The 24827-nt window shown below is 51.3% G+C and carries 44 protein-coding genes; 2 read left to right on the top strand and 42 right to left on the bottom strand.

Annotation, left to right across the window (positions count from 1 at the left end; translation table 11 throughout):
- Positions 1 to 82 precede the first annotated feature (82 nt).
- The 11 genes from CA598_RS23180 to CA598_RS33075 form a co-directional block, all read right to left on the bottom strand.
- Positions 83 to 280: a hypothetical protein gene (locus CA598_RS23180; RefSeq protein ID WP_094878037.1), complete on the bottom strand. Its 198-nt coding sequence runs from the start codon at positions 278 to 280 to the stop codon at positions 83 to 85.
- Positions 277 to 801 (bottom strand): dUTP diphosphatase, encoded by a 525-nt coding sequence (locus CA598_RS23175; RefSeq protein WP_256990608.1) that lies wholly within the window; start codon positions 799 to 801, stop codon positions 277 to 279. The genes CA598_RS23180 and CA598_RS23175 overlap by 4 nt, the downstream gene beginning before the upstream one ends.
- A 16-nt stretch (positions 802 to 817) precedes the next feature.
- A complete protein-coding gene (locus CA598_RS33080) occupies positions 818 to 952 on the bottom strand; it encodes a hypothetical protein (RefSeq protein ID WP_256990607.1) in 135 nt (44 codons plus the stop codon).
- Between the two features lie 98 nt (positions 953 to 1050).
- Positions 1051 to 1212, bottom strand: coding sequence for a hypothetical protein (locus CA598_RS32415; protein WP_179283748.1), 162 nt, complete (start codon positions 1210 to 1212; stop codon positions 1051 to 1053).
- Entirely contained in the window at positions 1209 to 1541 is a 333-nt protein-coding gene (locus CA598_RS23165) for a hypothetical protein (protein WP_094878035.1), read from the bottom strand. Before CA598_RS23165 ends, CA598_RS32415 begins: the two co-directional genes overlap by 4 nt.
- Positions 1541 to 2446: a hypothetical protein gene (locus CA598_RS23160; RefSeq protein WP_094878034.1), complete on the bottom strand. Its 906-nt coding sequence runs from the start codon at positions 2444 to 2446 to the stop codon at positions 1541 to 1543. Before CA598_RS23160 ends, CA598_RS23165 begins: the two co-directional genes overlap by 1 nt.
- A gap of 347 nt (positions 2447 to 2793) precedes the next feature.
- Positions 2794 to 2982: a hypothetical protein gene (locus CA598_RS23155; RefSeq protein WP_094878033.1), complete on the bottom strand. Its 189-nt coding sequence runs from the start codon at positions 2980 to 2982 to the stop codon at positions 2794 to 2796.
- Positions 2979 to 3536, bottom strand: coding sequence for a crossover junction endodeoxyribonuclease RuvC (locus CA598_RS23150; protein ID WP_256990613.1), 558 nt, complete (start codon positions 3534 to 3536; stop codon positions 2979 to 2981). Before CA598_RS23150 ends, CA598_RS23155 begins: the two co-directional genes overlap by 4 nt.
- The gene (locus CA598_RS23145; RefSeq protein ID WP_094878031.1) at positions 3502 to 3714 is read right to left on the bottom strand and encodes a hypothetical protein; all 213 of its coding nucleotides are present in this window, start codon (positions 3712 to 3714) and stop codon (positions 3502 to 3504) included. The genes CA598_RS23150 and CA598_RS23145 overlap by 35 nt, the downstream gene beginning before the upstream one ends.
- On the bottom strand, positions 3714 to 3971 hold the full coding sequence (locus CA598_RS23140; protein WP_094878030.1) for a hypothetical protein: 258 nt from the start codon (positions 3969 to 3971) through the stop codon (positions 3714 to 3716). Before CA598_RS23140 ends, CA598_RS23145 begins: the two co-directional genes overlap by 1 nt.
- A 1-nt stretch (position 3972) precedes the next feature.
- Entirely contained in the window at positions 3973 to 4596 is a 624-nt protein-coding gene (locus CA598_RS33075) for a hypothetical protein (protein WP_256990606.1), read from the bottom strand.
- A gap of 176 nt (positions 4597 to 4772) precedes the next feature.
- On the opposite strand from CA598_RS33075, the gene CA598_RS33070 reads away from it, so the two are divergent.
- Positions 4773 to 4970, top strand: a complete 198-nt coding sequence (locus tag CA598_RS33070; RefSeq protein WP_256990605.1) for a hypothetical protein — start codon at positions 4773 to 4775, stop codon at positions 4968 to 4970.
- A gap of 50 nt (positions 4971 to 5020) precedes the next feature.
- On the opposite strand, the gene CA598_RS23130 is transcribed toward CA598_RS33070, so the two are convergent.
- The 12 genes from CA598_RS23130 to CA598_RS23080 form a co-directional block, all read right to left on the bottom strand.
- Positions 5021 to 5347 carry a hypothetical protein gene (locus tag CA598_RS23130; RefSeq protein ID WP_076179440.1) on the bottom strand — a complete coding sequence of 109 codons (327 nt, stop codon included), beginning with the start codon at positions 5345 to 5347 and terminating at the stop codon, positions 5021 to 5023.
- Entirely contained in the window at positions 5347 to 5700 is a 354-nt protein-coding gene (locus CA598_RS23125) for a hypothetical protein (RefSeq protein ID WP_036679038.1), read from the bottom strand. The genes CA598_RS23130 and CA598_RS23125 overlap by 1 nt, the downstream gene beginning before the upstream one ends.
- Positions 5701 to 5898: 198 nt before the next feature.
- On the bottom strand, positions 5899 to 6552 hold the full coding sequence (locus CA598_RS23115; protein ID WP_094878027.1) for a beta clamp domain-containing protein: 654 nt from the start codon (positions 6550 to 6552) through the stop codon (positions 5899 to 5901).
- A 2-nt stretch (positions 6553 to 6554) separates the two neighbouring features.
- Entirely contained in the window at positions 6555 to 8561 is a 2007-nt protein-coding gene (locus tag CA598_RS23110) for a DNA polymerase (protein ID WP_256990603.1), read from the bottom strand.
- 291 nt (positions 8562 to 8852) lie between these two features.
- The gene (locus CA598_RS23105; RefSeq protein ID WP_143812442.1) at positions 8853 to 10019 is read right to left on the bottom strand and encodes a hypothetical protein; all 1167 of its coding nucleotides are present in this window, start codon (positions 10017 to 10019) and stop codon (positions 8853 to 8855) included.
- Positions 10020 to 10586: 567 nt separating this feature from the next.
- Complete coding sequence (locus CA598_RS23100) at positions 10587 to 11027, bottom strand: hypothetical protein (RefSeq protein ID WP_179283746.1); 441 nt, start codon at positions 11025 to 11027, stop codon at positions 10587 to 10589.
- Entirely contained in the window at positions 10990 to 11142 is a 153-nt protein-coding gene (locus CA598_RS32410; RefSeq protein WP_179283745.1) for a hypothetical protein, read from the bottom strand. The genes CA598_RS23100 and CA598_RS32410 overlap by 38 nt, the downstream gene beginning before the upstream one ends.
- A 52-nt stretch (positions 11143 to 11194) precedes the next feature.
- The gene (locus CA598_RS23095; RefSeq protein WP_179283744.1) at positions 11195 to 11998 is read right to left on the bottom strand and encodes a hypothetical protein; all 804 of its coding nucleotides are present in this window, start codon (positions 11996 to 11998) and stop codon (positions 11195 to 11197) included.
- 15 nt (positions 11999 to 12013) lie between these two features.
- Positions 12014 to 12544: a hypothetical protein gene (locus CA598_RS23090; RefSeq protein ID WP_094878024.1), complete on the bottom strand. Its 531-nt coding sequence runs from the start codon at positions 12542 to 12544 to the stop codon at positions 12014 to 12016.
- A gap of 126 nt (positions 12545 to 12670) precedes the next feature.
- Positions 12671 to 13198, bottom strand: coding sequence for a hypothetical protein (locus tag CA598_RS23085; RefSeq protein WP_094878023.1), 528 nt, complete (start codon positions 13196 to 13198; stop codon positions 12671 to 12673).
- Positions 13195 to 13353 carry a hypothetical protein gene (locus CA598_RS32405; RefSeq protein ID WP_179283743.1) on the bottom strand — a complete coding sequence of 53 codons (159 nt, stop codon included), beginning with the start codon at positions 13351 to 13353 and terminating at the stop codon, positions 13195 to 13197. Before CA598_RS32405 ends, CA598_RS23085 begins: the two co-directional genes overlap by 4 nt.
- Before the next feature lie 216 nt (positions 13354 to 13569).
- The gene (locus CA598_RS23080; RefSeq protein WP_143812441.1) at positions 13570 to 14121 is read right to left on the bottom strand and encodes a hypothetical protein; all 552 of its coding nucleotides are present in this window, start codon (positions 14119 to 14121) and stop codon (positions 13570 to 13572) included.
- A 227-nt stretch (positions 14122 to 14348) separates the two neighbouring features.
- Between CA598_RS23080 and CA598_RS23075 the strand changes: the two genes are divergently transcribed.
- Complete coding sequence (locus tag CA598_RS23075) at positions 14349 to 14591, top strand: helix-turn-helix domain-containing protein (RefSeq protein ID WP_051491041.1); 243 nt, start codon at positions 14349 to 14351, stop codon at positions 14589 to 14591.
- Positions 14592 to 14633: 42 nt separating this feature from the next.
- Here the strand turns inward: CA598_RS23075 and CA598_RS32400 are convergent, their stop codons facing one another.
- The 19 genes from CA598_RS32400 to CA598_RS22995 all read right to left on the bottom strand — a co-directional run bounded on the left by CA598_RS32400 (position 14634) and on the right by CA598_RS22995 (position 24441).
- Positions 14634 to 15113, bottom strand: coding sequence for a toprim domain-containing protein (locus tag CA598_RS32400; protein WP_179283742.1), 480 nt, complete (start codon positions 15111 to 15113; stop codon positions 14634 to 14636).
- Positions 15114 to 15635: 522 nt separating this feature from the next.
- Positions 15636 to 16130 carry a helix-turn-helix domain-containing protein gene (locus tag CA598_RS23065; protein WP_094878020.1) on the bottom strand — a complete coding sequence of 165 codons (495 nt, stop codon included), beginning with the start codon at positions 16128 to 16130 and terminating at the stop codon, positions 15636 to 15638.
- Between the two features lie 88 nt (positions 16131 to 16218).
- Complete coding sequence (locus CA598_RS23060) at positions 16219 to 17580, bottom strand: DnaB-like helicase C-terminal domain-containing protein (RefSeq protein ID WP_094878019.1); 1362 nt, start codon at positions 17578 to 17580, stop codon at positions 16219 to 16221.
- A 226-nt stretch (positions 17581 to 17806) separates the two neighbouring features.
- Positions 17807 to 18370, bottom strand: a complete 564-nt coding sequence (locus CA598_RS23055) for a P-loop NTPase family protein (RefSeq protein WP_306440483.1) — start codon at positions 18368 to 18370, stop codon at positions 17807 to 17809.
- A gap of 241 nt (positions 18371 to 18611) precedes the next feature.
- Complete coding sequence (locus CA598_RS23050; RefSeq protein ID WP_094878017.1) at positions 18612 to 18848, bottom strand: DUF3850 domain-containing protein; 237 nt, start codon at positions 18846 to 18848, stop codon at positions 18612 to 18614.
- Positions 18849 to 19047: 199 nt separating this feature from the next.
- Positions 19048 to 19461 carry a hypothetical protein gene (locus CA598_RS23045; protein ID WP_094878016.1) on the bottom strand — a complete coding sequence of 138 codons (414 nt, stop codon included), beginning with the start codon at positions 19459 to 19461 and terminating at the stop codon, positions 19048 to 19050.
- A 5-nt stretch (positions 19462 to 19466) separates the two neighbouring features.
- A complete protein-coding gene (locus tag CA598_RS32395; RefSeq protein ID WP_179283741.1) occupies positions 19467 to 19619 on the bottom strand; it encodes a hypothetical protein in 153 nt (50 codons plus the stop codon).
- The gene (locus tag CA598_RS23040; protein ID WP_094878015.1) at positions 19606 to 20034 is read right to left on the bottom strand and encodes a hypothetical protein; all 429 of its coding nucleotides are present in this window, start codon (positions 20032 to 20034) and stop codon (positions 19606 to 19608) included. The genes CA598_RS32395 and CA598_RS23040 overlap by 14 nt, the downstream gene beginning before the upstream one ends.
- Positions 20034 to 20240 carry a hypothetical protein gene (locus CA598_RS23035; RefSeq protein ID WP_094878014.1) on the bottom strand — a complete coding sequence of 69 codons (207 nt, stop codon included), beginning with the start codon at positions 20238 to 20240 and terminating at the stop codon, positions 20034 to 20036. The genes CA598_RS23040 and CA598_RS23035 overlap by 1 nt, the downstream gene beginning before the upstream one ends.
- Before the next feature lie 229 nt (positions 20241 to 20469).
- Positions 20470 to 20646, bottom strand: a complete 177-nt coding sequence (locus CA598_RS32390) for a hypothetical protein (RefSeq protein ID WP_179283740.1) — start codon at positions 20644 to 20646, stop codon at positions 20470 to 20472.
- A gap of 102 nt (positions 20647 to 20748) precedes the next feature.
- Positions 20749 to 21054, bottom strand: a complete 306-nt coding sequence (locus tag CA598_RS23030; protein WP_094878013.1) for a hypothetical protein — start codon at positions 21052 to 21054, stop codon at positions 20749 to 20751.
- Positions 21055 to 21105: 51 nt separating this feature from the next.
- A complete protein-coding gene (locus CA598_RS23025) occupies positions 21106 to 21471 on the bottom strand; it encodes a hypothetical protein (protein WP_094878012.1) in 366 nt (121 codons plus the stop codon).
- Positions 21461 to 21865 carry a BC1872 family protein gene (locus CA598_RS23020; RefSeq protein WP_094878011.1) on the bottom strand — a complete coding sequence of 135 codons (405 nt, stop codon included), beginning with the start codon at positions 21863 to 21865 and terminating at the stop codon, positions 21461 to 21463. Before CA598_RS23020 ends, CA598_RS23025 begins: the two co-directional genes overlap by 11 nt.
- A 58-nt stretch (positions 21866 to 21923) precedes the next feature.
- Positions 21924 to 22217, bottom strand: a complete 294-nt coding sequence (locus CA598_RS23015; protein ID WP_094878010.1) for a hypothetical protein — start codon at positions 22215 to 22217, stop codon at positions 21924 to 21926.
- Between the two features lie 156 nt (positions 22218 to 22373).
- Positions 22374 to 22529, bottom strand: coding sequence for a hypothetical protein (locus tag CA598_RS32385; protein WP_179283739.1), 156 nt, complete (start codon positions 22527 to 22529; stop codon positions 22374 to 22376).
- Positions 22529 to 22894, bottom strand: coding sequence for a hypothetical protein (locus tag CA598_RS23010; RefSeq protein WP_094878009.1), 366 nt, complete (start codon positions 22892 to 22894; stop codon positions 22529 to 22531). Before CA598_RS23010 ends, CA598_RS32385 begins: the two co-directional genes overlap by 1 nt.
- Complete coding sequence (locus CA598_RS23005; RefSeq protein ID WP_094878008.1) at positions 22894 to 23298, bottom strand: hypothetical protein; 405 nt, start codon at positions 23296 to 23298, stop codon at positions 22894 to 22896. The genes CA598_RS23010 and CA598_RS23005 overlap by 1 nt, the downstream gene beginning before the upstream one ends.
- Positions 23285 to 23746, bottom strand: coding sequence for a hypothetical protein (locus CA598_RS32750; RefSeq protein ID WP_218832621.1), 462 nt, complete (start codon positions 23744 to 23746; stop codon positions 23285 to 23287). The genes CA598_RS23005 and CA598_RS32750 overlap by 14 nt, the downstream gene beginning before the upstream one ends.
- A 29-nt stretch (positions 23747 to 23775) precedes the next feature.
- Positions 23776 to 24441, bottom strand: coding sequence for a sigma-70 family RNA polymerase sigma factor (locus CA598_RS22995; protein ID WP_094878007.1), 666 nt, complete (start codon positions 24439 to 24441; stop codon positions 23776 to 23778).
- Between the last annotated feature and the right edge of the window lie 386 nt (positions 24442 to 24827).

Genomic DNA, 24827 nt, shown 5'->3' with positions numbered 1-24827 from the left:
AGTGTAAATACCGCGTACCAAAACGCCGTGCAACCGGTGATTATCGCGAGCCATAGCGCGATGAATACGTATCGTAGGCGCTTCATTTACGCGACCCCCTCTTAAGGGATACGCCAATTCCCCCGAAGACTAACGCTGGCAACCAGAATAGCGTGATAAATACGAGGATTACAATTCGTACACTAATGTCATGCAACCGTTCATCCTCGACCTCTCCGTAAATAGCGAAAGCCAGCGCGATTAGTAATCCGACCGTAAGATATATGTTAAGTACGATCATTCTGCGTTCACCCCCGTATGTCCGAACGCCCCACTACCGCGCTCAGTCTCCGATAATTCCGCGACGACTACGAAGTTAGCGCGTGAGACTGGCGCGATTACAGCTTGCGCGATCCTTTCGCCTTTGCGGATGATGTACGTACCTTGCGGAAAGTACCCGAGCACGTAGCTACCGTCCAACGTCCCCGCTGATCCCGACTGCGCCACTTCAACAGCGGTAACCGCGTTAGTTTCGTAATCACGCTCCGTGTCGTACTCAACCTGCGCGATATTATCAACGATTACTCCAATCTCGCCGCGGAAGCCTGCGTCAATAGTTCCGAGATTTACGCGTAATTTCGTCCACAACGTGACACCCGAACGCGGCCGTACTTGGACTTCGTAGCCTTCCGGAAGTTCCAGCGCGATTCCCGTCCGGACGAGAACGGTAGCGCCCGGCTCAACTACGTAATCTTCTTGCGCCACTAAATCGAAGCCCGAATCTCCAGGACGCGCATATTGCGGAACGGATGCGCACGGCATTAGCGTGATCTTTACGTTAATTACGTCGCTCATTCGCGTCCTCCTTAACGATAATCTGCGCAGGTCCGTCGATGAACGCTACCGGTCCGATACCGTCCGTAATTGTCATACGCTGTCCAGTGCTTACCGTTATTTCATGCGTTGTTTTCATCCGTTCACCCCTTCGTAATTTATCAAGTATTTCCGTACGTTTAGCGCGGCGCTCCGCTATGATTTCGGATTGCGTGCGGTCGATTATGCGATGCGCTGTCATTCGAGGTCTTGCGCTTTAAGCGCGGTACATACGAAATCTACCGCTACGTACAAAAGCAACGCGCCGACTATGAGCTTACTAGGCTGATACGTGCCGACTACGTAGCCGACGAAGGCCAGCGACCAATACACGGCGATTACTGCGGTTAATATTTTCATTGCGCTACCTCCCGTTCTTCAATTACGTAAATCGCGCCGCGCTGTTCGATGATATCGTATTTACGCGCATCGATAACGCCGCCCGGACGGAGTGTGACTTCGTGGCGTACTGGCGTAACTTTTTCCGTGTCATGGCGGATACCACTCGTGAATCCAACGATAATTAACGGAGCGATTAGGACGATACCACACAACACGGGTGCTCCGCTGGCATCGTCAAGAGCTGCGCGAAGGGCTGCAACACCAATCAACGCGAGAACAATAAGCGCCCAGCCCCACCACGCTACCGACCGGACGATCCCGCCACCATACGTATTCAGCACGTCCATTAGGCGGCAACTCCTTTCGCGGAGACAGCGCTATAGTCAACATAGGTGTCGTCGAGGATTACTCCGCGCTTACCGATAATCGAACCAGTATGTGCGGTCTCACCGTGAATTACCGCTAAGTTTGACGGAACGAGTTTCCGCGTTTTCCTTTCGTATCTAACGATCATATTCGCGTATCTACCATCCGGTTGCGGCGCGTCCGTATATTCGGTCGGTACCGCTAACCCAAGCGCCTTACGTAGCGCGATCGCTTTGCCGAGATCCGCGTGGAATACGTCAGCTGGCGAACATTTTGCGGTTCCCTTGCGGTCGATACGTGTGCTGCCAATTACGGAAATCAACGCTACTACCGTTCGTTTTTCGCGATTAACGACGAATTTACACTCGTCCGTCACGGCGTATCCGTCCTTTTGCGAAAAGTAAGCGCTAGGCGAATAACCCTCGCCGAGCGGATAGTTCCGCGCCAGCAACTCCGCAACGTCGGCGGTCGCCTTCGCGATAACCTCCGCGCGGGTAAACTTTATCGGCGCTACTCTAAACGGAGGCTCAACGCTTAACTGCGGCTCCTTCGGGCTGTAAAGCCCCTCAACTTGCGGCAGGATCGCGCGAATCTCAGTGGTATTGTCCGCGACAAACTGGAGGAAGGCTGCGTAGAGGGGATCCGCAGAGAGCGGTGACGGTGCGCTAGGCTGCGCGATTGGTTCAAGGACTACGAACTCCGACAAGCAGATGAGACGATCTTTTCCGTCGATGCTCACGTAAACGTCGTCGTCTCTGTCTACGTGATTCACCGTGAATTCATCCCCGTTGTCGTAGCGTCCCATCGTGTAACTCGCCGCTACGATCTTAATCCGTTCCCCCACCGCTGCCTTACGTTTAACTTCGCGATATTGTTGCGTTGCCATTAATAAACCGCCTCCTCGTTTATATTGCGCGTCATCTGCGTCTTACATAGATAAAGCCGACGTGCTCGGAAGTCCCGCACACTTTTACGGAAACTTTTTTTCGTCGTCCGCGCCTTACATAACGTATGGTGCCGCCGCTCCACACTTCGCACACTTTTAATGAAAAAAAACGGAGAGTCGGCGAAATTAATCGCTAACACTCCGTTTAAGGCGGCGCTGAGCCTCCGCTAGTTTCCGTTCATACTTCGCCGCCAGTCCGCTAAACACTTCGACCGCACGTTCGAGTTCCGCGATCTCAGCGAGCTGGGCGCGTTCGAGTTGCGTGGTTAGGCGGTCAGGTTCGCGCGTCATGTTTGCGCGGTCCATGCTGTAACCATGACGGAGAATAATACGCGTCCGCAAGGTTCCGTCGACTGTGCGTAATGTATCTCTACGTCATATCCCAGATCGGCCCAGTGCCTTATCGATGTGTTGGCTTTTTCTGCAAACTCTGGTGTATAATCCGAAACGTGTGAATAACCTACGTATTCCCTCATGCCGCAACCCCTCCGATTTCATCGATTAGATTTTCGCGTAATAAGTACGCCAGGCAAACCGCTAACGCATCGCTGTCATCGTATCCCGTCCGGAATTTATACGCGGGATCTAACCGCAAATATCTCCGCACGCCCTCCGCGACTTCCGATTTCTCCGCTTTCCCGTTGCCGGTTACGTATTTCTTAACCGACGTTGGGGCAAGCGCGGGCTTCAAGTCCTCCGCGTAATATCCGTACGCCGCGAGCGCTCTGTCTGCCGCTGCCCATGCGCTGAATATCGTTTGAGTCGCGCGTTTATTCCGTCCGGACGTAAAGTCTTCGCGAACTACGATATCGAACGGACGATGCTCCCGAACGAAGTGACCGACAAACGTTTCGACCGTGTAGTTGCGTACGGCGTCCGTATCGGCCGTCGAAGTCGCTACGGAGTCACATGCGATAAGGTACGGGGTTCTATTACGGACTTCTACCACAGCGATTCCGGGACTTAGCGATAAGTCGAGTCCGAGAACACGGAAGTTAGGAAGCGCGGGTTTCTTCGTCTGTTTCGTGATCGCTTCCGCCTCCTTCCGATATAAATCCGAGTATGAACGACCAAACGATGAGAAGCGCAGATATAACGCTGACGTACAATAGTCCGCACGTTAATAGCGAGAACCACACCAGGCCGCCGACCATTAGCGCGCCAATAAGTAACACGTAGAGGATTCCGTTAATAATACGTTTAGTCATTACGCCGCCTCCTTTCCGAATGTGTAAACGGTATTACTCGTAACAACGGAAACTACTCCGTCGCTATCCGCGATCGAACGTACGAATGACGTCCGCAGGATCTTGTTTCCGTCATCGCGGTAACATACGAGCATAGGCGCGCCGACCTCGCAGCGTAAGATTTCTACGCGCTGACCTTTGCGTCGGGCTCCGCGTTCATGCGTTGTTCCGTCGAGATTGTGTATAGATTCAATAACGTATGATTGCGGTGTCTGCAAATTAGGCGGCCCCCTCTACGGTTGCTTCGTAACGTATCCGTTGAATATCCGCTAGCGCTTCGATAGGGCCTCGCTTTTTATAATCCGGAAGTGACGAACGCGATAGCGCGCTTACCTGGCGTTCGAGATCCGAGAGTTCGGCGTCCGTTAGAGATAGCGCGATTACACGTTTGAAATCGTTGAACGTCCATTGATCGAGGTTAGTCTGCGGGGGATTGCCCGTTTCCGCCGCGTCCATAATCTGCGCAAAGTGATCGAGTATGTCTCCGCGCATTTCATCCGTAATGTGAAGGCCAAACACCGCGATATCCGGACTCTTGGCGAAGTCCTCCGGCGTCATTCCCCACGCTTTTTTCGACGCGTTCACGTAGAGGATTACGTAATAATTGATAGGCGCCTCTGCCGTTCCGTACATTTTCGAATAACATACACACTGTTTAACGTGGTCTTCTTTCGGACCATTCCGCGTTGAATATTCGGAGGTCGCGGAGAACGTTCCCTGCTTCGATTTAATTTCGAGGCCGACACGCAGCACTTCGCCGTCTGCAGACTCATAGCGCATAATACCATCGCAAGTCCCGTAGAGCGCGAATTTCTTACCGGTATGCTCGATGATTGCGCCCACCTTCGCGAAGTCTTCGAATACCGGCTCGCCATACGTATTCCGCTCGAATGTGAACGGCGGTTTAACTCTGGCATAAGCCGCGTAATGTTTCTCCGCGAACAGGATATCACGCTGGATGACGTCGCCGATCGCGGTTCCTATGCGGACCCATCGTCCTTGATGCGGAGGGCGATCCGTTGATTCACGTTTGGCGCCGCGAATCTTTTCGTAGAGACCGCGCGGATCAGAACCCGCTGACGACGGAGAGAAGTACGGAACATTACGCGGCGGCCATACCTTGCGCGATTTATCCGTTAGGACGTCGCTATACCACTTGTGAATCTGCGCATCGAGTGCGTCGTCGTATACTTCCGGTGCGGAGTGCCACCGATTAAGGTAGTCCGTAAAGTCTTGCGCGATTTGATTAGCGATTGATTGCGTAATATTAAGCCGCCTCCTTCGTAATTATCTTCCATCCGTACGCGGATCCCTTTTTAGTCTCCTCAAGCGTCAGGCTTCCGAAATCCGTACCGTTCAAATGCATAAACACATCAGACATATAGATCGGATATCGGTTACCGTCCGTATCTTCTAAGATAAGACCAGCACTCGATCGTGATGAAAACCAGTCGACTACTGTAAAATTTCCAGACGCTTGGCATCGGTCTCGTTTAACCATCTGACATAAGCAACGACAATCGTAGCAATATCCGTTTACAATCTCTGTGCCACACTGCGGGCAAACGGGAACCTTAATCTTTCGATATGCCATTACGCAGCCCTCCCCGGAATGTATTTTGTAACGGTGACTTCGCGCGGAACTACTTCCCATATTTCGAACGCAAAGTCTCCGCCTTCCTGCATTTCCGTAGCCGGACACTCGCGGTCGATTTTAAAGTGCGCAACCTTCCCGTCAGTCTGCGTAATCTTGTACGTAGTAATTTCTCGCGTAGTCCAACGGCCTCCCTCGCCTTGCCGCGATTCTACTTCGTCTATCTCGTAGCCTTCCGGCTTGTAGGCGTCGAGAATATCGTCAATCTCGCGCCAGTCATCATCCCCGACCATTCTATAGTAGCTGGAAGCCTTCGCCTCTAACTCGCGCAGCTTATCAATAACGTTTTCCATAACGTATAACCTCCTCGTTTATTATCCGCTCGACCATATCGCCGAGCCGTGCGTAATCCACGCGATAGTCTGCGCAAAATGTTTCCGCCGCCTCATCCGGATACTCCGGGTAATCTCCGTTATCAATCGCGCAGCTTACGTATTGGTGGACGGCTGCGCGGAGGTCGGCGTAGTCGTCTTCGGTGAGTAACGGCGCCCTCATGACGCGATCCGATACGGAAGCACAATTACGTCAATAGAGTTATCCTCATCGCGGAGTACGATCGGCTGCAGATTACCGCTCAGTCCGATAGTTACGCGCCGAGAGCCCGCGTCCTTGAACACGTTCAGCGCGTTAAGTAGATACTCCGCGTTAAATGCTACCGCCATGTCCGGTCCGCTTAAATCTGCGTTGATTCCGGCGCTAAATGTCAGCGCAGGCGTATCGCTCGTAACGGATAGGGTTGCTGATTCGTCCGCGTATTGAAGTAGCGCGATGTTACGCTTGTCGCCGGTCGCCAGTTTAGCGGTCTCTAACGCCACCTTTACGCAGGCAATCGCGTCCTTTAAATCCGCCCGCGTAACCGTTTCGATAAGCGTAATCTGTGACGTAAAGTCCTGCGGAATTAAGCGCGATGTGTCCGGATACTGACCGTCAACGGGCGCGCCGGTCTTAGCGTGAGACGTAAATGCCTCCGCAAAGTTATGCGCGCCGCCTATCCTTAGTAACGTGTGGCGATCCGTTGCGACTACGGATCCATCATCGAGGTAACGTACGCCCTCTAGTACGGGAGTGCCTCCACCCGGCTTAACCGTAAACTTCTTCGCGTGCTTCGTGATAAGTTCGAGTTTCTTCGCTTGTGATATCGCCATAATTACGCAGCCTCCTTATTTTTGAACCATTCGTCTGGCGTTACGCCTTTACCCCAGCGCAGCATAATCGCGATATCCGTTCCGTTGGCTACGTTGCCCCACGAATACGACTGCGTCATAATGCGCTCAATAACGGCGATGTCCTCCCGCGTAAATTCCTCCGGAATCTCGAACACCAATTCGTCATGAATCGTTCCCCACAGCGCCCAGCCTTCGCGTTCCTCACACGCTTCGTGCGCTTTAATCATCGTTACTTTCGTTTGAACGGCGGAACTCCCCTGAACGCGAGCATTCGTACCCTGGCGCATAGCCCGGTTAATCTTTCCGTTGTGCTTGCGCCACTCTTCGTACTTCGGATCATTCCACTTACCATACGGAATCTCCTTACGCCTAAGTGTTCCGTCGGGCAAGCGCCGTTTACGTTGCTGCTTATCCGCCCATACGAAACCGTACTTGGCGACGTGCTCCTCGTTAGCCTTGAGCCAGGCGGATAATTTCGGCATCCCACCGAACAGCTCTTCTTTGAACGCGGTCGCTTCCGGTTTCTTTAGCTTGAGCATCTCCGCGAGTGAAAAGTCGCTCATCCCGTACAATGTCGCCAGCCATACGACCTTCATCGCTTTGCGTTCCGGCGTATCTTCCCCGTTCGGCAGCTTATTAACTTCGTGGTACGGGCGCTTGTAATACATGCTCGCCATGTTAGCGTATGGATCGATTCCCTTCTCGAACGCTTCGATTAGGACGGGCTCGCCGGACATGTACGCGGTACAGCGTATCTCCTGCGCCTTAAAGTCCGCGGATACTAAGACTTTCCCCGCAGGTGCTACGAACATCTTACGCGCGTCTTCCGGCTGATTTTGAACGTTGAACTGGTTTGAATCCGCAGCATCTTCGTCCTTGCCGGAACTGAATCGGCCAGTGACGGTTCCCATCGGATTGAACCGCGAGTGCCAGCGCTTAGTCGTCGGATTCTGCTTCGTCGGCAGCGCGTCAATGTAAGTTCCGCTGAGCTTCGTTATCTTGCGGTATTCGAGTAAGTCCGCGATTATTTCGAACTCACGGCCCAGCGGTTTGAGCGTCTTCTTCGCGTCCATATTCGGAATGTCGCGGCCGATTTCTTTCGAGAGAACCGCCTTCATCTGCGGCGTAGAATTGAGATTAAGCTCGCCGTCACCTTCGTGATGTTTCGCCAGGACTCCGATCAGCTTCGTGTGCAGCTCTTTGGCGCGAGCGCTCAGTTGCTCACCGTATTCTTTCGCGAAATCTAAGTCGAGGATATATCCGTTCGCCTCCAAGTCAACGATTACGTAAAGCAGCGGAACCTCAACCGTTTCGAAATATTCGAGCACGGTCGGCAGGGTATCGAAGTGCTTGCGCTGGAACTGATACATCCGCCAGGTCAGGTCGGTATCTTTTGCTGCGTATGCCAGCGCAATGTCGAGCGTAATTTCGTTAAATGGCGTCTTGCCGAATAGTTCCGCGAACGTATCCGACTCTACTCCGAGGTATTTCGGCGCTAAGTCCTTGAGGCGGAACGACTGCTCATTCTCGTTGAGTAGGTGCATCGCGATCATCGTATCCCACGTTACCCCGCGCAGATCCGAGCCGTGCCGCCGGAACATCGCGATATCAAATATTGCGTTATGCAGTACCTTGCCGATATCCGCGCTATACAGGAACCAGCGCAGTTCCGAAAGCACGTAATCTCGCGTTAGTTGTTCACCCTCATCGTGCGCAACCGGAATGTATACGTGCATTCCCTTTTCGGCTAACGGCGGAATACTTACGGAAGGCAACGTTAGCGAGATACCGACAATCACGTCGGTATAAACGTCAACTCCCGTAGTCTCCGTATCGACCGCAACTTCCGTTTCCTTGCGCAGTCTATCGTTGAGCCGCGCCAGTAGCCGCTCATTGTCGATGAGGAAGTAATTCGCCGGAGTCTTCGCGACCATGTTGCGTAATCTTTCCTCGCGGATTGAAACGCGCAAGTCCTCGTAAATCCGCATAGCTTCCGCCTTGCTGAAACGTTTACCGACGCTGGACGGGTGTCTGCCCGTCACACCCGTGTCCATTGCGTCTTTTACCACGATTAACTTTTCGCGATCGGCATCCGTATTCTTTAGCGCTAATATGCGAATCCAAGCATCCCCTATCGTTTCCTCCGCCGCCTTCTTACGTTTGGTGGCGCTGGCTATACGGTCAGCTACGTCTTCCGGCGCTTCGGCTGCGGTCGGACTACGTAGATTAAGCGTTAATTTAACGTCTATATCCGCTCACTCCTTTCGTTAGGCTTCGCGCTATGCTGCCGCCTGTTCCGTATCGAAGCGCTGTTCGACCGGAGTGATTAACGTTGCGGTCGCGCCATTTCTGAATGAAACGGCAAAGTACGCAGACCCATCGTAAATCGTGGCGCCCATCCTAACGCCAATCGCGCTACTTAAGTCGCCGCCATCCTCAACGGTCCCTACGCCTTTCTCCCCGTCAGTGCGCGTAAAGCTTACGATATCCCCGCGTTTAAACTCGCCGACCTTACGTCCGATTGCGTTCCATTTAGCGATTTCCTGCGCTTCCGCTACCCCTTCGGCGGTTGCTGGCGTTACACCGTCGAGTGCGAAGACGTCCGCAGGCGTTCCGTCAATATTCTTCGTAGAGTAGATATATCTACCTGCGCGATTATTGCTCGTGATAACTACGACGGAGCCGTATGATTCGTGACCGCTTTGCGTTACCTTCGCGTAGTCTCCCCCATTCAAACGTACAGGTTCCGCCGGCTTACGTTGCGCAAGGAACTCCGCTTCGGTTGCGGCTTCAAGCTCAGACTCGCGGAAGTATACCGGAGTTGTCGTTCCGTCCGCATATTCACCATCATATGGCGCTGAATTATCTACGCGGTCCTTCGTAATCTTAATGATCGCGCCGATTTTCGCAAGACCTGCGGCGTCTGCAATAATCTTTGCGTAATCTCCGACCGTCAGACGTTCAGGTTCCGCTTTAGCTTGCGCGTTGACCGGTTCAAGTACGACGTATTCACACCCGCCGGTTCCATACGTTCCGTCCACGAATCGGATAATATTATCTCGGACGACGGCGCGTTCATGGACTATGATAATGTCGCCCTCCTTAAAGGCAATCCCATTCTTCGTAATCTTGATACGCTCACCTATGACGGCCTTACGTTTGACTTCGCGGTATGTTGGAGCTGGTGATGCAATGGGCTCCAGTACGACGTATTCGCTCAGAAATACGAGTTTATAATCGCTGCCGCCCGCTGTAACACGTACATCTCCGTCGCCGTCTACGTTGTTAACAACGAACTCAGCGCCTTGTTCGTAGCTGAGTTCGCCACTATCGCGGTCAACGATCCGGATACGCTCGCCCTTCTCCGCCCAGCGCTTAACCTCGTGGTACTCTCCGCTTTCTACCGCCGGAGTTTCTACGCTTACCTTTTCGTATACGTCGAACACGTCGTCACACGTATCGTAATCATTACCTTCGTCGTCCTTAATATGCGGATCATCCGAAGAGTCAACGCGAGTTACTTCGTACGGAGTTCCCTGCGTAATGTCGTACTCTTCAAACGGTGCCGAGCATAGGATGATAACGTCACCTTCGCGGGCTGAGCGGTCGACTTTACGGTATTGTGCGTTGTCGAACGTGATTTCAGCGGCGGAGGGTAGTTCGGTGGTCACGGCGGATACCGGCGCGTAGACTTCGAACTCTTCCGGATATCCGTCGGAGTCCGCACGCCCATTCACGTCCCCCTCATCGTCAAGAAAATCCGCCGCACCATGCTTGCCGAATACTATCTCGTAGAAAGCGCCGGCCTCAACGTCCAAACTACTAACGAGCGCCTTAACGATATCGCCCGCCTGCGCCTTCCGGTCAACTTTGCGGAACTATACTCCGTCTACAGTTACGTTTACAGCCGGAATTACTACGTTTAATTTCGTCATTTATACGGGTCTCCTTCGTTGGGACTGTTCGCGAGGAACCTCCGCCCCACTTGCGTTTAATCTTGCGAATAATCCGTACTAGGCAGCGATAGATAACGGTACTTCTTCCGTATGAATATCACGGTTCAGCGCGAGAGGCAGTTCCACCCAACGCTCAGACGCTTTCGCCTCGCTACACCAGTACTCCCCAAGAAGACGATTCTCGAACATATACACGCGAGGCACTTCGCCCGCGATCACCCATACGCCAATAATGTAATCAGCGTCGGCTAGGTCGTAGATAGTTCCGTTGCCTTTCTTCGCGTAGACTACGAGGTCGCCGCCGCGATCCATACGTTGCCTAATCGTCTTCACTTGAATCCGCGCATAATATCCGCTTACGGGATCTTGCGCCAGGACATCGTATGCTTCATCTGTCTCCGATTGGTGTACAGTCCATCCGTTCGCCAATAACGCTAATCTTGCGGCGAGCTCCGAATACTTACCGACGATTTCTGAAATATGTGCCGTCTGAACCACGTCCTCTCTCGTTATAATCTTCGCCAGCCAGCGCAACCAACACGCAGACCGGCGGTTTATTACCGTTGTTACCTGACGCTAAGAGCTGCGTCCGTTCTAAAGTTGCTACGCACATGCTAGCGGACACCTCCGGAATATTCGTTTGAGATAACGCCGTAGACTCCGCATTAGAAGGGCAATTCCTCCTCCGTAATTTCAAGCGGTGTGTCGGCGTCGGCTGGCGGCGGAGTCTGCGTACTAGTTCCCGCGTTAGCCCCGATCGACAATCCGAGTCGTCCGATATCAAATCCCGCAATTACGAGATTCTTCGTTTGCTCGGCGTCATCGGCTACGTATAAGCACGTTTCGAAATCAGCTAAGTCGAACGGAGCCGCGCCGAGCTTAGCGAAGTTAGCGCGTTCTTCTTCGGTTAAATCGCGGTCCATTTTAACGATGGCGTTGAGCGAAACCGCTGCGCTCTGTCCGGAACCTTTCTTCGAAAGTTTAAACGCGATTACGTCAAGGTCGTCGATATTCTCTTCGATCACGGATTTAATGATCTTCTCTTGATTCGGAGATAAGTCGACTACGATATCCTTACCAGTCGTTAGGTCGTGGAATGCGCGTAGATAACGCTTTTTCCCTTTAAACAGGTAAGCTTCATCCTTAATCGGCTTTACCTCCGCCTCACTCGCGCCACTATCCATCGCGGCTTTAGCATCCGCGTACAGTAATTCGGACGCCTTGTCCCATACGCACGGATTACTTTGAACGAAGCCTTTTGCGTTACGTACTGGCGGATTCTTCGGAACGTGCGTGTTAACTTTCCCGAACATTCCATATCCATAATACTCCGCGACGTCGTTAATCGACTTTACGCCAACTTTATAAACCGCGCCAGATTTAAACGAAGTAATCGGGCTATCCTTTGCTCCTCCTTCGTTATTACCTGCGGCTACGGCTTCTGCTCCAACTTTTGTGAACATTGACATTAGTGCAACACTCCTTTAGGCTATTTTAGTGTTTCCACCGAAAAGTTCTTTTTCGGCCATACGTCTCGCTGATATCGCTTCCTCTTTGGAATCGAAGTAACCCAAATGTCTCAACTCATAGTTGTATCGAATATGGGCCTTCCATTTCAGCAAGCGCGCATTCCAGCAAACCCCAGAAAACCCACTTCTGTTTCTTCTGTTAACCCTGCAGTTCCTGGAATTATCCGCCTGTGTGCCAACGGAGAGTGCCCATCGGCAATTATCTAGAGTGTCGTGCATGAGATGGTCAACACTCCCTTTTCCTGTAGATAGGTCGAATAACCACCGGTGTAGTGCAATCGTGGTATATGTTCCGTCGGGTTTTCGATACTTACCTTTGACATAAAAACTAACCGTTTTACGGTTCCAGTTCGGAAACCAGGTCCCTTCATACTCCTGAGCACGAGGTAAGTCAGCAGTCGCTATCAAAGTTTCCATACTTCCGTATTTAGGACTGCTTAAAAAGATTGCGGTAGTGTCTCCCCGTATCTCATAAAAATTTTTCATGTGTTTCCTCCTTTGCGTAATCTGTACGGTTAAGGTTCCGCCAAACCTCGGACAATCGTGCGTCCGCAGCGCGGCATTAACGGTCACTTCCGCGTTAACACCGTGCGGCCGGCGCAGGAGAGCGCCTCACTTAATAGATGCGTAACCTTGCGCTAATGCCGTGAGCTCGCGTTTTTCCTTAATTAATACGTCGTTAATTTCGCGGATTCGCTGCTCAACTCCGTAGACCCGCGCACTAATCGCGTTACGGCGTGCTTCCGAGCGTGTCCGCGCTAAGGATAAACGAAGTGTTATAGACTCGCGCTCTAATGGTGTCCGCTCAATCAGCGCGTTCTCTTCCGCTAAGAGAATCGCGATCTCTTTTTTGCGTATCTCGCGCATAATCACGCCGCGAATCTCAACGGCTGCCGTAGCGCGAACCTCCGCTTCATAAACGGATTTAATTACGTTATCTAACGGAGCCGCGTAGAAAAGCGTTCCCTTTTCCGTGAACATGCGAGCCGGCGAGCCGTCTGCGTCAACGGTCGTACATACGAACTCGGCACGATCCATACGCTGATTAACCCAATTAACGACCGCGTTCTTATCGACTCCGTATCTATCGATGATGCGGCGCGTAGCATGTACGGAAACTTCCCATTTGACTGCGCTCATGCGATGACACGCCCCTTCATAATGTTACGGATATCGATATAATCCGCTGTATCTTCGTAGTTTTCGAAGCCTCCGTTATAGATGCGATCGACCAATCTGTTTGAAACGTGAGGATTGCGTGTATTTATATGAGTAACGTTTTTTATACGATTCATGGCGTTAACCTCCGGTTAATAAATAGTAGGCGCAGTTAAATAAGCGTTGACAACCGCAAATTTTTTGCGTAATATTGAAAACGTGAAGTATTGAATGGATATATTTAGGAAATCCTATACATAAGGTAACTAATACCACCGGAATATCTTTAAAATTTTGTGATATAATTAATACTGGAACGGACATCATGCCCGATAGCCCGTTCCGAAAATCATTTAAACGGCTAAGTATTCGCGGACGTCACCGAAGCGATTGGCGTCGTAACGGCGAGCAAGTCTGCGAAGCTTACGTTTAACTGTCTCATGGTGTATCCCAAGTGATCTTGCGATCTCCGTGGGCTTTGCGTCTAGCGGCGCGAACAAATATGCTTCGACGATTGTAGTCGTCGTGGTATCGGTCTTGGCGGACCGAGTAAGGGAATCGATCAGCTCCAACTGGTCGGTTCTTTTTTTACGTTGACGGAGTTCAACTGCCGTTTCTACAGGACGCTCATCACCGTCTCTTTCCATAACCTCCGAGTTTGGCGACTCGTTATCAATGGAAAGTTCGAAACGTTTCCGTCGGCGCTGCTCTGTCTTGAAATAATCTAACTGCGCTTCACGAAGTGCTTTCAGCAGTAGCGATCCAAAATTATCCGATGATTTGGCGATCACCTTAAGGATAACGGAATCCAGTAGCTCGTCCGCATCGTTGGCGTCGCCCATTCGGGAAAACACGATCCGACTGCGGTTAATCTGGCGGAACAGCACGCCCGCCTCTTTGTACATTTCGGAAAAGGCGCCGTCCGTGCCCTCCGCTAAATATGCAGCGGCGAGCTTATTCAATTTTTCAAAGTTCAATACTCAACAACTCCTCAAGAGATATTTATAATTTCAATGCTTGTCTGCCTTACATATATAAAGCCGACATGCTCAAATGCCCCGCACACTTTTACAAGAAAAATATGTTAGAATAATTAAGTTATCATTTCGCAAAGTATCGGAGGCGCTCATAAATGTACGTTGTCGGTGAATGCCGACTTCGGGCGCTGCTCAAAGAACGTAAACTATCGCAGGCTGAGCTTAGCCGCAGGACCGGATACTCCCGTTCGCAAATCGGTCATTGGATAAACGACCGGAAACGTGTGGGCGTTATGGGCCTCGACAAAGCGCGGACGATTGCGGAAGTTCTCGGTCTTGACTCCCCGTACGACTTGTACGAATGGGAAGAAGCTCCCGTTAAGGCAACGGACGATTAATATCGTTCGTACCGACGCAAAGTCGTCAAATTTGACGACAAACTACGTACACAAACGCACGCGAATCGCATCTATCCGTTTTGCTGCCTCGCATGCTTCTCTCGTTGCCTCAATCCCCGCCGCGTTAAAGTCCTTCGCGCTGTTCGGAATCTCTACGTTGTATAATCGCACGTACCCGCGCATTTTCTTTTCGATTTCCCACCGCAGCTTTTCCCCAGCGGCATCGTTGTCCCCCGCAATCAATAGTTCCTCGATCGGACTACACCGTAGTAGATTCGCTTTCTCTTCCGTAAACTCCGACCCGCCGACCGCTAAGCCGAACGTACCCGCCGTACTCGCCGTCATTGCGTCGATCTCAGCCTCACCGATGACTGCGCGTTTGATATTCCGCCGATAAGCGATGTCAATTCCGTATATCATCGACTTAACTGGCGCTCCACCTTTCGCGTACCAGAAGGCCTTGCCCCAAGTCGCACGGAATTTTGCGTTAAGAAACGTTCCGACCGGGCTTGTCCACGGCATAACTACGGCATTCTTCGCGACGTCATAGCCGCATCTGTAAAGCCGCTGTATAACTGGCGATATCCCTCGATTAGTTAGGTATGAAATTTCTCGTTGTATGTACGGGGACATATCGATCGGCTTACGTATGGCAGCTTGCGGTTCGGGCGCGTTTAATCGTATTCGTAGCGTCGGACGCTCGTCCACGTCGGCAACCGTTAACTCTTCAAACGCTTCCCGCAGCGTAATGTTGCGCAGAAAGCTGTAAAGCTTCAACGGACTTCCACGCGCCCACTCCGGATCAACCGCTCCCGCATCGTTCCAGACCCCGAAAGCTTCGTCATCCGGGTCGATAACAACCGAGAAAGATGGCGTGTTGTCTGCGCGCGATCCGAACGGTGAAGATGCGATTAAGCGACCACGTGCGTAAAGGAGATTGCGCCAGGGATAACGCTCGATTGCGGAAAGGAATAATTCGTGATTGATCGCGTTCATATATTCACCTCTGTTGTAAAATGAATAGCGCTTGTGTGGTCGGATTAATTAGCGGTGAACCGCATCGTTACGGGCTTTTGTAATCTCGAAAGCCGCGTCCTCAAGCAGTTTCATTGCGATGTCCGCCTTTGCTAAAGCAGCCGCTAAATAAGGAGGCAATTCTGCATCCGCATTAGCTTCTGTAATGGACGTTTTTAGTTTCTGCATATCGCCTCCGCTAACTACCTTCTGTATTAGAGGTGCCACCCGACTATAGACAGTCATCGCACCAAAGTAGACCGCTGTTTCTTCTGCAATTTGCATCGCTTCCTTGTCTCCCTGACTATAGTATAGTGGAGAATAGCCAGACGCGAGCAAAGCCGTGTCCGTTGGTAGTCCAATGGCTTTAGCTATCGCAATCACTGCTTCCTTTTTTGGGCGACTAGTTCCTCTCTCATAGTTTGATAGCTGTCCAGCGCTTATATTTACGATAGCGGATAACTCCCGCAAAGTTAGCCCAGCGCCTTCTCTAAATTCAGACATAATATTAGGGAATGTTAACATAAAGGAAAACCTCTCTTTCTTTTCATGCCCTAATATTACCGCCGTAGTTTAACTATGTCAATACATGTTTAATAATAATTAAACAAGACTAAAACCCACTAACAAACTGCTCAGCCTCTGCCGCCTTATCCGTCTCCATAACAAGACCCCAGTTCGGAAGGTAGACGAGCTCAATCGTAGCGTCCTCGCCGCCATTACGCCCCTTTCCGATGCCAATAACTCCGCGCCCTTCGTTATTTAGCGTGTCGACTCCGAATAAGTTCGTAGCGTCTTCGAGTATCGCCTTCGTTTTCTTAACGTCAGCGCGCTTAGGTAGGCGGATTTCCCTTACGCCGTCCTCGCCCTTCTCTTTCTCGTCCTCATCCGCCTGAGTAACGATGTGCATTACGACTTTCAAGCGGCCGGCCAACCTGCGGAGTTTTTTCGACGTTTCCGCCACGTCCCCGCCTGCTACCCTTGACGTGTTCGCTTCGAAATCCATTAGATACACGGGATCGACAACGACAATGTCCGCCTCAGTTTCGATTATGTCCGCTTCGAGCTGTGCGACTGTTCGCTCCGTGAAGCCTTCGCTGTCCGTTGCGCGTAGAAGTATCCGGCCCGGAATAATATCGTTTATTACTGCGCAGAACTGTTCAAGTCCGCGTTCGTACCCCTCGTCCAACTTTCCCATAAGCATCGCGCGATTATCGAAGCCAACCGTATAGTCGACGCCATCAATACGCTCAACTGTGCCACTTATCCGCGCACTGATCGACGAGTAGGCCCGCGCCATCCATTCGTATTTATTCATTTCGAGAATCCACGGAAGAACGGTTGCGCCCTGAAAAGCAGCTTCTAATACCGCGTCCTCCATTACAATAACGGATTTTCCGCGACCGGATCTCCCGTACCATGCGTACATATTTCCGCTAAAGTAGCCGCCGATCTGTTCGTTAATGGTTGCGAATTTACTCCGCCAAATCTTAAACGATGTTCCCGCCTTGCGTGCTCGATACTCCACTAGATATTCACCGGCATCCCCGGCAATATCTGTAAACCGTAGAACGTTCGTTCGTGTTTCTAGTTTAATCCGTTCGAGCTGTTTCGTCAATGATGCGACAAATTCTTCCGTGGTCTTTGTGTCGAAATCGCGCTGCATATTCGGATCACTTAGTAGCTTCGCTGTCGCACGTTTGCCCGCCGCATCCTTTAACTCCCGCGCTAAGTAATCGAATGAGTCCGTAACGCCGGGTATATATGCGCACACCTCGTCTGGAAATTCCGCTACGAAAGTCGATAGCGATGGCGCTACTCCGCCGTTATCTGCCGCGTACTTAACAACGAAGTCATGCGCGCGCTGTTCGCCTTCTGTGGCGTAGTCTGTTCGCTTAATGCCGAGCCGCGTTAACGCCAGGACATCGCCGGTGTCTACGATCTTAGATAGTAATTGCTGACCGTGCGCCGCCATAGGTACACCTCCTATTTTACTCTCGCTTAACCTAACACCCAACTCCCATATAAGACGATATTCATTCGACATAGTTGGGATTATTTATAAATTATTGGACGGCATTAGGAAATAATTAAGTACGTTAATGTATTCTCAGTGCGTTATCATAGCGCAATTTGTCGAATATAGCCGCGATTATCGCGTGATACCATGCGTTCTCCCGAAATCGCATCTTAACGCCTATTTACGCCGTTTTGCGCAGACCTCGCTTACTCTCGCCCACAAATTGTATCTCTGCGCACTGCTCGCGGATACGGTCCTGCAGCCGCTTATCGAATACCGCGATCAAATCCGACATGAGTACGTTACTCGTATAAACAGACGGTAGACCGTTCGCGGCCCGATGATTTATAACGCTGTGTAAATCACCGCGGAAACCATCGGAGGCATCACGTACGCCTATATCATCAAGGATCGCGAATGGTGCGCGCTTAACGGCTTGCATCCGGCGGTAGTATTCGCGCGATGCGGGTCCGGCTACATCTTCCGGAACTTTAGGACGCGTAAACTCCGTATATAATGTCTGCCACTCGTTGACATCAAGAAAATAAACCGGACATTCTAACGGCTGCTTTCCACGCTGGATACTGCCAATATAGTGTCGGATAATCCATTCGTTGCCTAATGCGGAAGCCGTCGTCGTCTTTCCTGTTCCCGGCCCTTCGCTATATAAGTACAGCGATTTAATACGTCCCACTTCCATATCACCGAATTGCCGCGCAAAAGTCCTGGCGTATGGCTCGATCACACTATAAGCGCGGTACTCCCCCGTCATACCTCGCGCAAGTGCTTCGCGTGCTGGCGAATTGGCGAGCGTAATACCTTTGTAGTCCGCAGGTATATTCGCTGCACCTACGCGTCCTCCGAGTCCATTTGCGCCGTGGCAAGCGATGAACGACGGACAGCGCGAGTTACACTTGGCGGTGTCGGCGAGCGTACATTGCGCGGATAGTATGCAGTTTTTAGCGTGCGTCAATTGCGTTCCTCCTTTACGCGATTCCTAGAATAACGTAGCCTTCCTTTACGTACGCTGGATCGCTTAGAATGTCCGTGATCTCGCGTATAGCCGTCCGCTCACCATACGTTTGAGTTTCCGGATCATATTCGTTAAGAGCAAGTTCATCACCTACGTTATAGTCGCGGTCATTCTTGCGTACTTCGAACGTCTTGCGGCGATCCCACACAGCGTCGAAATGCGGTTGTACGAGTTTTAATCCGTGGATCATTACGCGGCCTCCTTCTGTATTTACTTTATTTCAGATATAAACAACTGTCATTCAACAAATAGGGTTTGAAATTGTAGCTTGACAAGCCTATATTTAAGCTATTTTTAGCGCTTTTAGGCTTAAATCGAATAAAACGAGCTCTATCACAACCATATTTACCAAATAATGTGTCATATAATTAACTTCCTATTGCGTATTTTTACAAAAACTCCGCCAGCTCCTCCGCAGTCATCCCGCCATTTACTATCGCTTGTTCCTGCGCTGCCTTTACCCGTTCCTTACGTTGCCCGTTCGCAAGGACTTGCGGCATTATTCTCGGCAGCATATACGCTACTATAAATCCGGCGGTAAGCTGTGGATACTTCGGTGTTATGTGATGTTCCGCGAAGGCACGCTCGATCGTTTCGCGTAAAGCTGGCGCACCATACTCCGCTAATGAGCGCTTGAGTACGCCCTGCTCGAATTGCCAACCGCGCATCGGTACGTATTTTTCCACACCGAACTTCTCCGCGTTCATTTCGATAATCATCGTATGGCAGGTCAGCGTATTCCAATCCGCGAGAGGTAGATTACGCCAGTCTTTACGTTGTTCTGCGTTAATCCTCTTTGGCACAGCGCTCACCCTTTCCGTGGTACGTCCGAAATATATACGATCCCATTACTCTCTTCTACATCCTCGATGTCGCACTTAACGAAATCAACCGGCCACATCGCGACCTCCATATCTTGAGGCATTGTTTTCAGCATTTCGATTAGTTTATTTACCCTCACTTTCGACCACCTCCTCGTCTGCGAACGGATCTCCGCTTTCTTCCGTGTATTCCGGCAACACCCGTTTAAGCGTCGCAACAATGTGCGGAATCGGGTCGGACGTTGCGCGGATATGCGTGTCGATTTCGCGGAGAGATTCGTATAACGATCCTTCAAGCGTGAGTGTCCGACGCCAATCGTCCATTAGCGTTTTAAGGCGTTCATTCTCCACTAAGTACGACTCTCGCACCGCCTTATGTTGCGCCAGCTCAACGCTAAGATGAGCGCAGGAATCGCAATGGTCAATCGGCATCATCGTCGCCTGCATATCCGCGATTACATAGTAAAGGCGCTCATTCTCCGCAACAACCGGCGTGTAAACTTCGCAATAGAAGCAGAACGCGCCCTCTACGTGACATAGGCATGCGCTACTCATTACGCATACCCCCGATAATGTTGTACCGTAGCTTCGAGCGAGTCGCGTTGCATACGTAGGGATTCAACTTCCGCCTCTGCTGCGATCGCCCTCCGTAAAGCTTCCGGCCAACCTTCGCGCGCCTCTTTTACAAAAGCGCCGACTACGCTGTCTTTATTACAAAACGCCAGGTCAGCGCGTAAATCACGTTTAGTTTTTGTTGTCATCCGTTGACACCTCCGATTATATATTTGATGCGAACGAATAGGCGAACGTCAAATTCAGCGATTTAGCTCGATTACTCAAGTGCAAAAATTGGTAATTATTCGCTGTAACATAGGGAAGTCTAAGTAATTCTAAGTAATCGTAGGTAAACCGTAGTACACGGTAGTACAGCGATTTTCCAGCGGACAGAACGTGGCAAACTCTCGATATCCTCCGCATCCTTCGCCATTCTTACGTTTTCATTTCCGCCAATTCCGGCCGACACTCCGCGCACCACTCGTAGCCCGGAACAACTGGATTGAATCCGCAACGTGCGCAATCATCCACGTCAAGCCACGCCGCGACCTCCGGATTCTGGCGTGCTTCTGCGAGGAGACGCTCGAAGTCTGCGCCGAGTTCACGTGTCATTACCTCCGTTCTCCCTTCGTATAATGTTCGATAATATCATTAACCGTCTTCACTTACGCTGCCTCCTTATATAGTTATGGCGCGGGCCTACGAAATCACACGCTATACATCAACTTTTCCGCTCCATTTGCGCAAGGCTGCTACGCCTGGCCTACGGTCAACTACGCGATCGTGTGCGATGAATACACAGTCACGCGCTATTCTTACGAAATTGGGATTGGCGCAGTCATACACGCCCTTTCCGCTGATAAAGCGCCATTCATCTACGTGGCGGTAGCCGGGGAACTTACGCCGCTTAACGTAGACATCCACGGTCAACACGTAACGCAATCCGTAAACGTTCGTTTCGTTAAAGCGCACCCTATAACGGGTGCCGTCGTTTGTCGTTACGTCCACCTTCGTTTCCACCTCGCAATCCTCCTCCTATATAGTTATGGGAAAGCACGCTAGAATCACACGTTATTCCGCAATTTTCCCGTCCCACGCGTTGAATCGGTCGACTGCGGCCTGTCTACGCGCGGCTGCTTCCGCCTTCTCACGCGCTCTTATTGCACACACTCTTTGCCAGCTCTCATACCGCTTAAGCGCTAGATGCGCGAGCTTTACGTAATCCGGATTGCCTATGTTGAACTCGTTCGTTCCAGACGCATACCACGCACGGTCAACCTTGCGGAAGCCAAAGTATCGACGCTTAGCGTAAAGGTTGACAAACGCATAACAACCGCATGACTGTTCGCTTACGCGGATTTTTACGCGATACTCCGTTCCGTCCGGTGTAGTAACGGGAAACTTCGTGACTAATACGGCTGCGCTTTTATCTGCCATCGGCGATATCCTCCGTTAACTTCGCGATAAGTGCCGCGAGGCATAGCGCTTCCGGCGCGGTCGGGAGCTCCGCGTGAGTGTTAACGTCGTTCTTATGCAGACACACGTGATGCCATCCGACTGGTACCGCGCCAACCTTTACGGAGCCTGAACGTTCGCTTGTCGTATTGATCAACGGCTCATACCCCTTCACAAGCATCGCGGACCATACCGCCCATGCTGCGGAAATGTCCGTTGTATACTCGTCCATAACACGTCCAATTCCGAAATCGGATACGTAAGTTTCGCCGTTCTCGTGTTCTACGTTTAATCCGAACACAACTTCTGCAACCCACGCGTCCCTTTCCCGCGCGGAAAGCCCCGCCCACTTTGCGATAATCTCATCGCGATTCATATTCGCTCATCTCCCTCTATATAGTTATGGGACACGCCTGCAGAATCCCACGCTCACGTTATTTTTTCTTATCTTCAATCACCGTTGTACTTCCGTTCTCCTCGTACTTAACTAACTGCACGCGATCTACGCGGCCATTAAGGTAATATGTCTTGCGGAAGTACTCGTCCATCTTCTTGCGCGCCTGCTCCTCCGTTTTCCAGAACGTGCTTGACCTGTTACAGCACCAATGGTGAACGACCGCCTCATACGGTTTCTTCATGCGCTCGATGTGCGCCAGCCTCGCGCTAATCTCCGCAAGTTCCGTCTCAAGCGTTTCCTTCCGATCAGATAAACGCTGCTCTTCCGACATACTATCCGCTCCCTTATCGTTATATTAACGCCCTCTCCGCCGATCAGCGCCGACTCTACGGCTGATTTACGGCGGAAATAAAGCGATTTAAACGCTGCCCTTCCGCTAACACTCACGCAGCTGTATCCGCGCTAATTTCACGGCTAGAATCGCTATTTACACGTCACATTCTCCGCACAATGTCGTAACCCAATTATCCGGATTCTGCGCGTTCTGTTCGATATCTCCGGAGGGGTTACCGTTAATATCGTAACGGCTCACCTCATCTTCATACGCGAACACCTCTCCGCACTTATCGCACGTAAATTTCATTACGCTGCACCTCCTTTCGTAACAGTAACGTCCGGCCAGTACGGAATCTGCGAAGCTAACGTCGCCTCTATCGCAAATGTCTCCGTACGTAGCGCCGCCATAAACTCCGCAAGCGACGCCGTGTCTGCGCTGACTGCCGCCTTGAAGCGTACGTAATCGAGCGCCGCACGTAGACCTCCGGCGTTAACCGGATAATACGCCACGTCGTCCCATACCTCGCGTTTAGCTGGCGGTTCCGCGCCTTCAACGGGTTTATATCCGGGAGCCTGCGTAGGGTCTACGATGCGGCGACGTTTGATGACGAAGTTCTGAGCGGTGGCGTCCGATTGGATTGCGTAATCTGGCGTGAGCTGTGCGTTTAACATTAGGCTGCGCCTCCTTTTTCGTCGTTAATTCCGGGGATTACGATACGGAGCGCGTTAAGCACTCGCTGTACAGTCCGGGCAGCGAAAGCGTACTGGTACGGGTCTCCACCATACATTCCGTTCGCGATACGTTCGGACTCACGCAAACCTTCGTAAAGGACGACGACCGCTTCCTCCGGCTCAAGCTCACGCTCATATCCGAATACGAGGGCAGTCATGAAGTCGTCTACGTTTACTTGTGCATAATCCCGAATTGCCTGCGCGTCGTCCGTCCGACGCCCTATCCTTCCGTTTTCGCGGAAAGCAAGCAACGCTAACATATCGTTTGTGTACATGCGCAAGCGTAGCCCTTCAATTGCGTCCGCCACCTCACGCGGAATTGTTACCGGTTTAACTTCGCTCATTAGCGTTCACTCCTTCGATTTTTATGCCGAGCGCTTCTAATACGTAATCCACTCCGTTAATAAACCCCGCGTAAGAATCAAACGGGTCGTCCGCTAAGCCCGCGCTACTCTCGTAAGCCTCGCGTATCTTTTCGTGCGCTTCGTCTTCGTGTGGCGGTCCGTCAGCTGCTTCGTATGTCTGCGCAAATATCTCTGCCTTACACGGGTAGCGCTCGCCGGCAACTCCGGTAATAATCCAATCATCCGCGCTGATTTCGTGGAATCCTTCGAGCGTCTTAATCGCGGGAACTTTGCGGAATGGTAACGGTATGTGCGTTGATTTATCGTGATAGCCGACGAATCGGCTGTCGCGTAAGCCTCCGTCAATTGCGTAACATGCGTAGCCGTCTTCGAGTCCCGGCGTGTACTGGACTGCGTCGACAAGTACGGGTTTCTTGCGGAATTTCATAGCGTCATCTCCTTCGTTATACTGCGCGCCTAGGCGCTTATTTTTTCGTAGCGTTCGTAATTCTCGCGGACACGTAATACCGTTGCTCGAACGGATTGGCGCGACATGCCTAGCGCACGACCGACTTCTGATTGCGAATAGTCCGCCATCAACATGCGGATGATCTGCTTAGGCTGCGGCTTTAACCTCGCGAGGAAAGTGTCCGCGTCAAGGTACGTATAGTCGTCCGAATGGCCCCGTGTATCCTTTTCCGGCAGCGCATCCGTAGACTTAATCCGTATACAACGGAGAGCCTGGCGCGCTTTATCTGCGGTAATGCTGAGTTCCTGCGCTACAACCTCCGGCTGCTCGTCCGTTAAACCTGCGGCGTTTATCTGTTTAATAAGCGGATATAACCACTCCGGTATCTTAATGCCGGTAGTCGGCCGCCGGGATAGCGCGTTTGCGATCTCACCGTATATGTGCGGAAAAGCGAATGCGCCGAACGGTACAGCCGAATCGTTATAGCGGTCGTAAGCGTTAATGAGACCGATTGAACCTTCGCTGATTGCGTCCGCTAGTGGCGTTCGTGTAGTGGCGCACTGCGAGCGAAAATGGCGATTGACGACCGTATCGACTAGCGGCAAATTATCGGCAATGAAGTCGGCGCGTGATAGCGGACCGAGTAACGGGTTATCGGGAAATCTAGCGTTCATGAGCGTTGATACCTCCGTGTGTGAAATAGTGCAAATTCAATGCGCGATAAGGCCGGGAAATAAGTCGGCGGATAAAATAGGTGTTGACAATGGGCCGGCGTTGTGTTATTTTATAAATCTTTAAAGTACTTAAGATCTAAAGATTTAAGACCTTAAGATCTAGTTTATTAATCACTACCGTTCTTAATAAACTCCGTAACGGGTACAAATCGACCCTTATACGGAACATATAAAGGGAATACGCGCGGATTAACTTGTATTACACATATCTAACTGCGCGGATTTTAAAATATAAGAGATAAAACATGACCGATGCGCCCCGCCGCCGCGATCCTATCCGTACCCTCCGCTCGCCCTCCGTCATTCTTCCGTTAAATCACCGTTGA

It is taken from the genome of Paenibacillus sp. VTT E-133291 (genome assembly GCF_002264395.1).
In the GTDB taxonomy this organism is placed as follows: Bacteria; Bacillota; Bacilli; order Paenibacillales; family Paenibacillaceae; genus Paenibacillus_AQ; species Paenibacillus_AQ nitricinens.
Note: the sequence above shows the minus strand (reverse complement) of the source record. Positions and strands in the feature narration are given on the sequence as shown.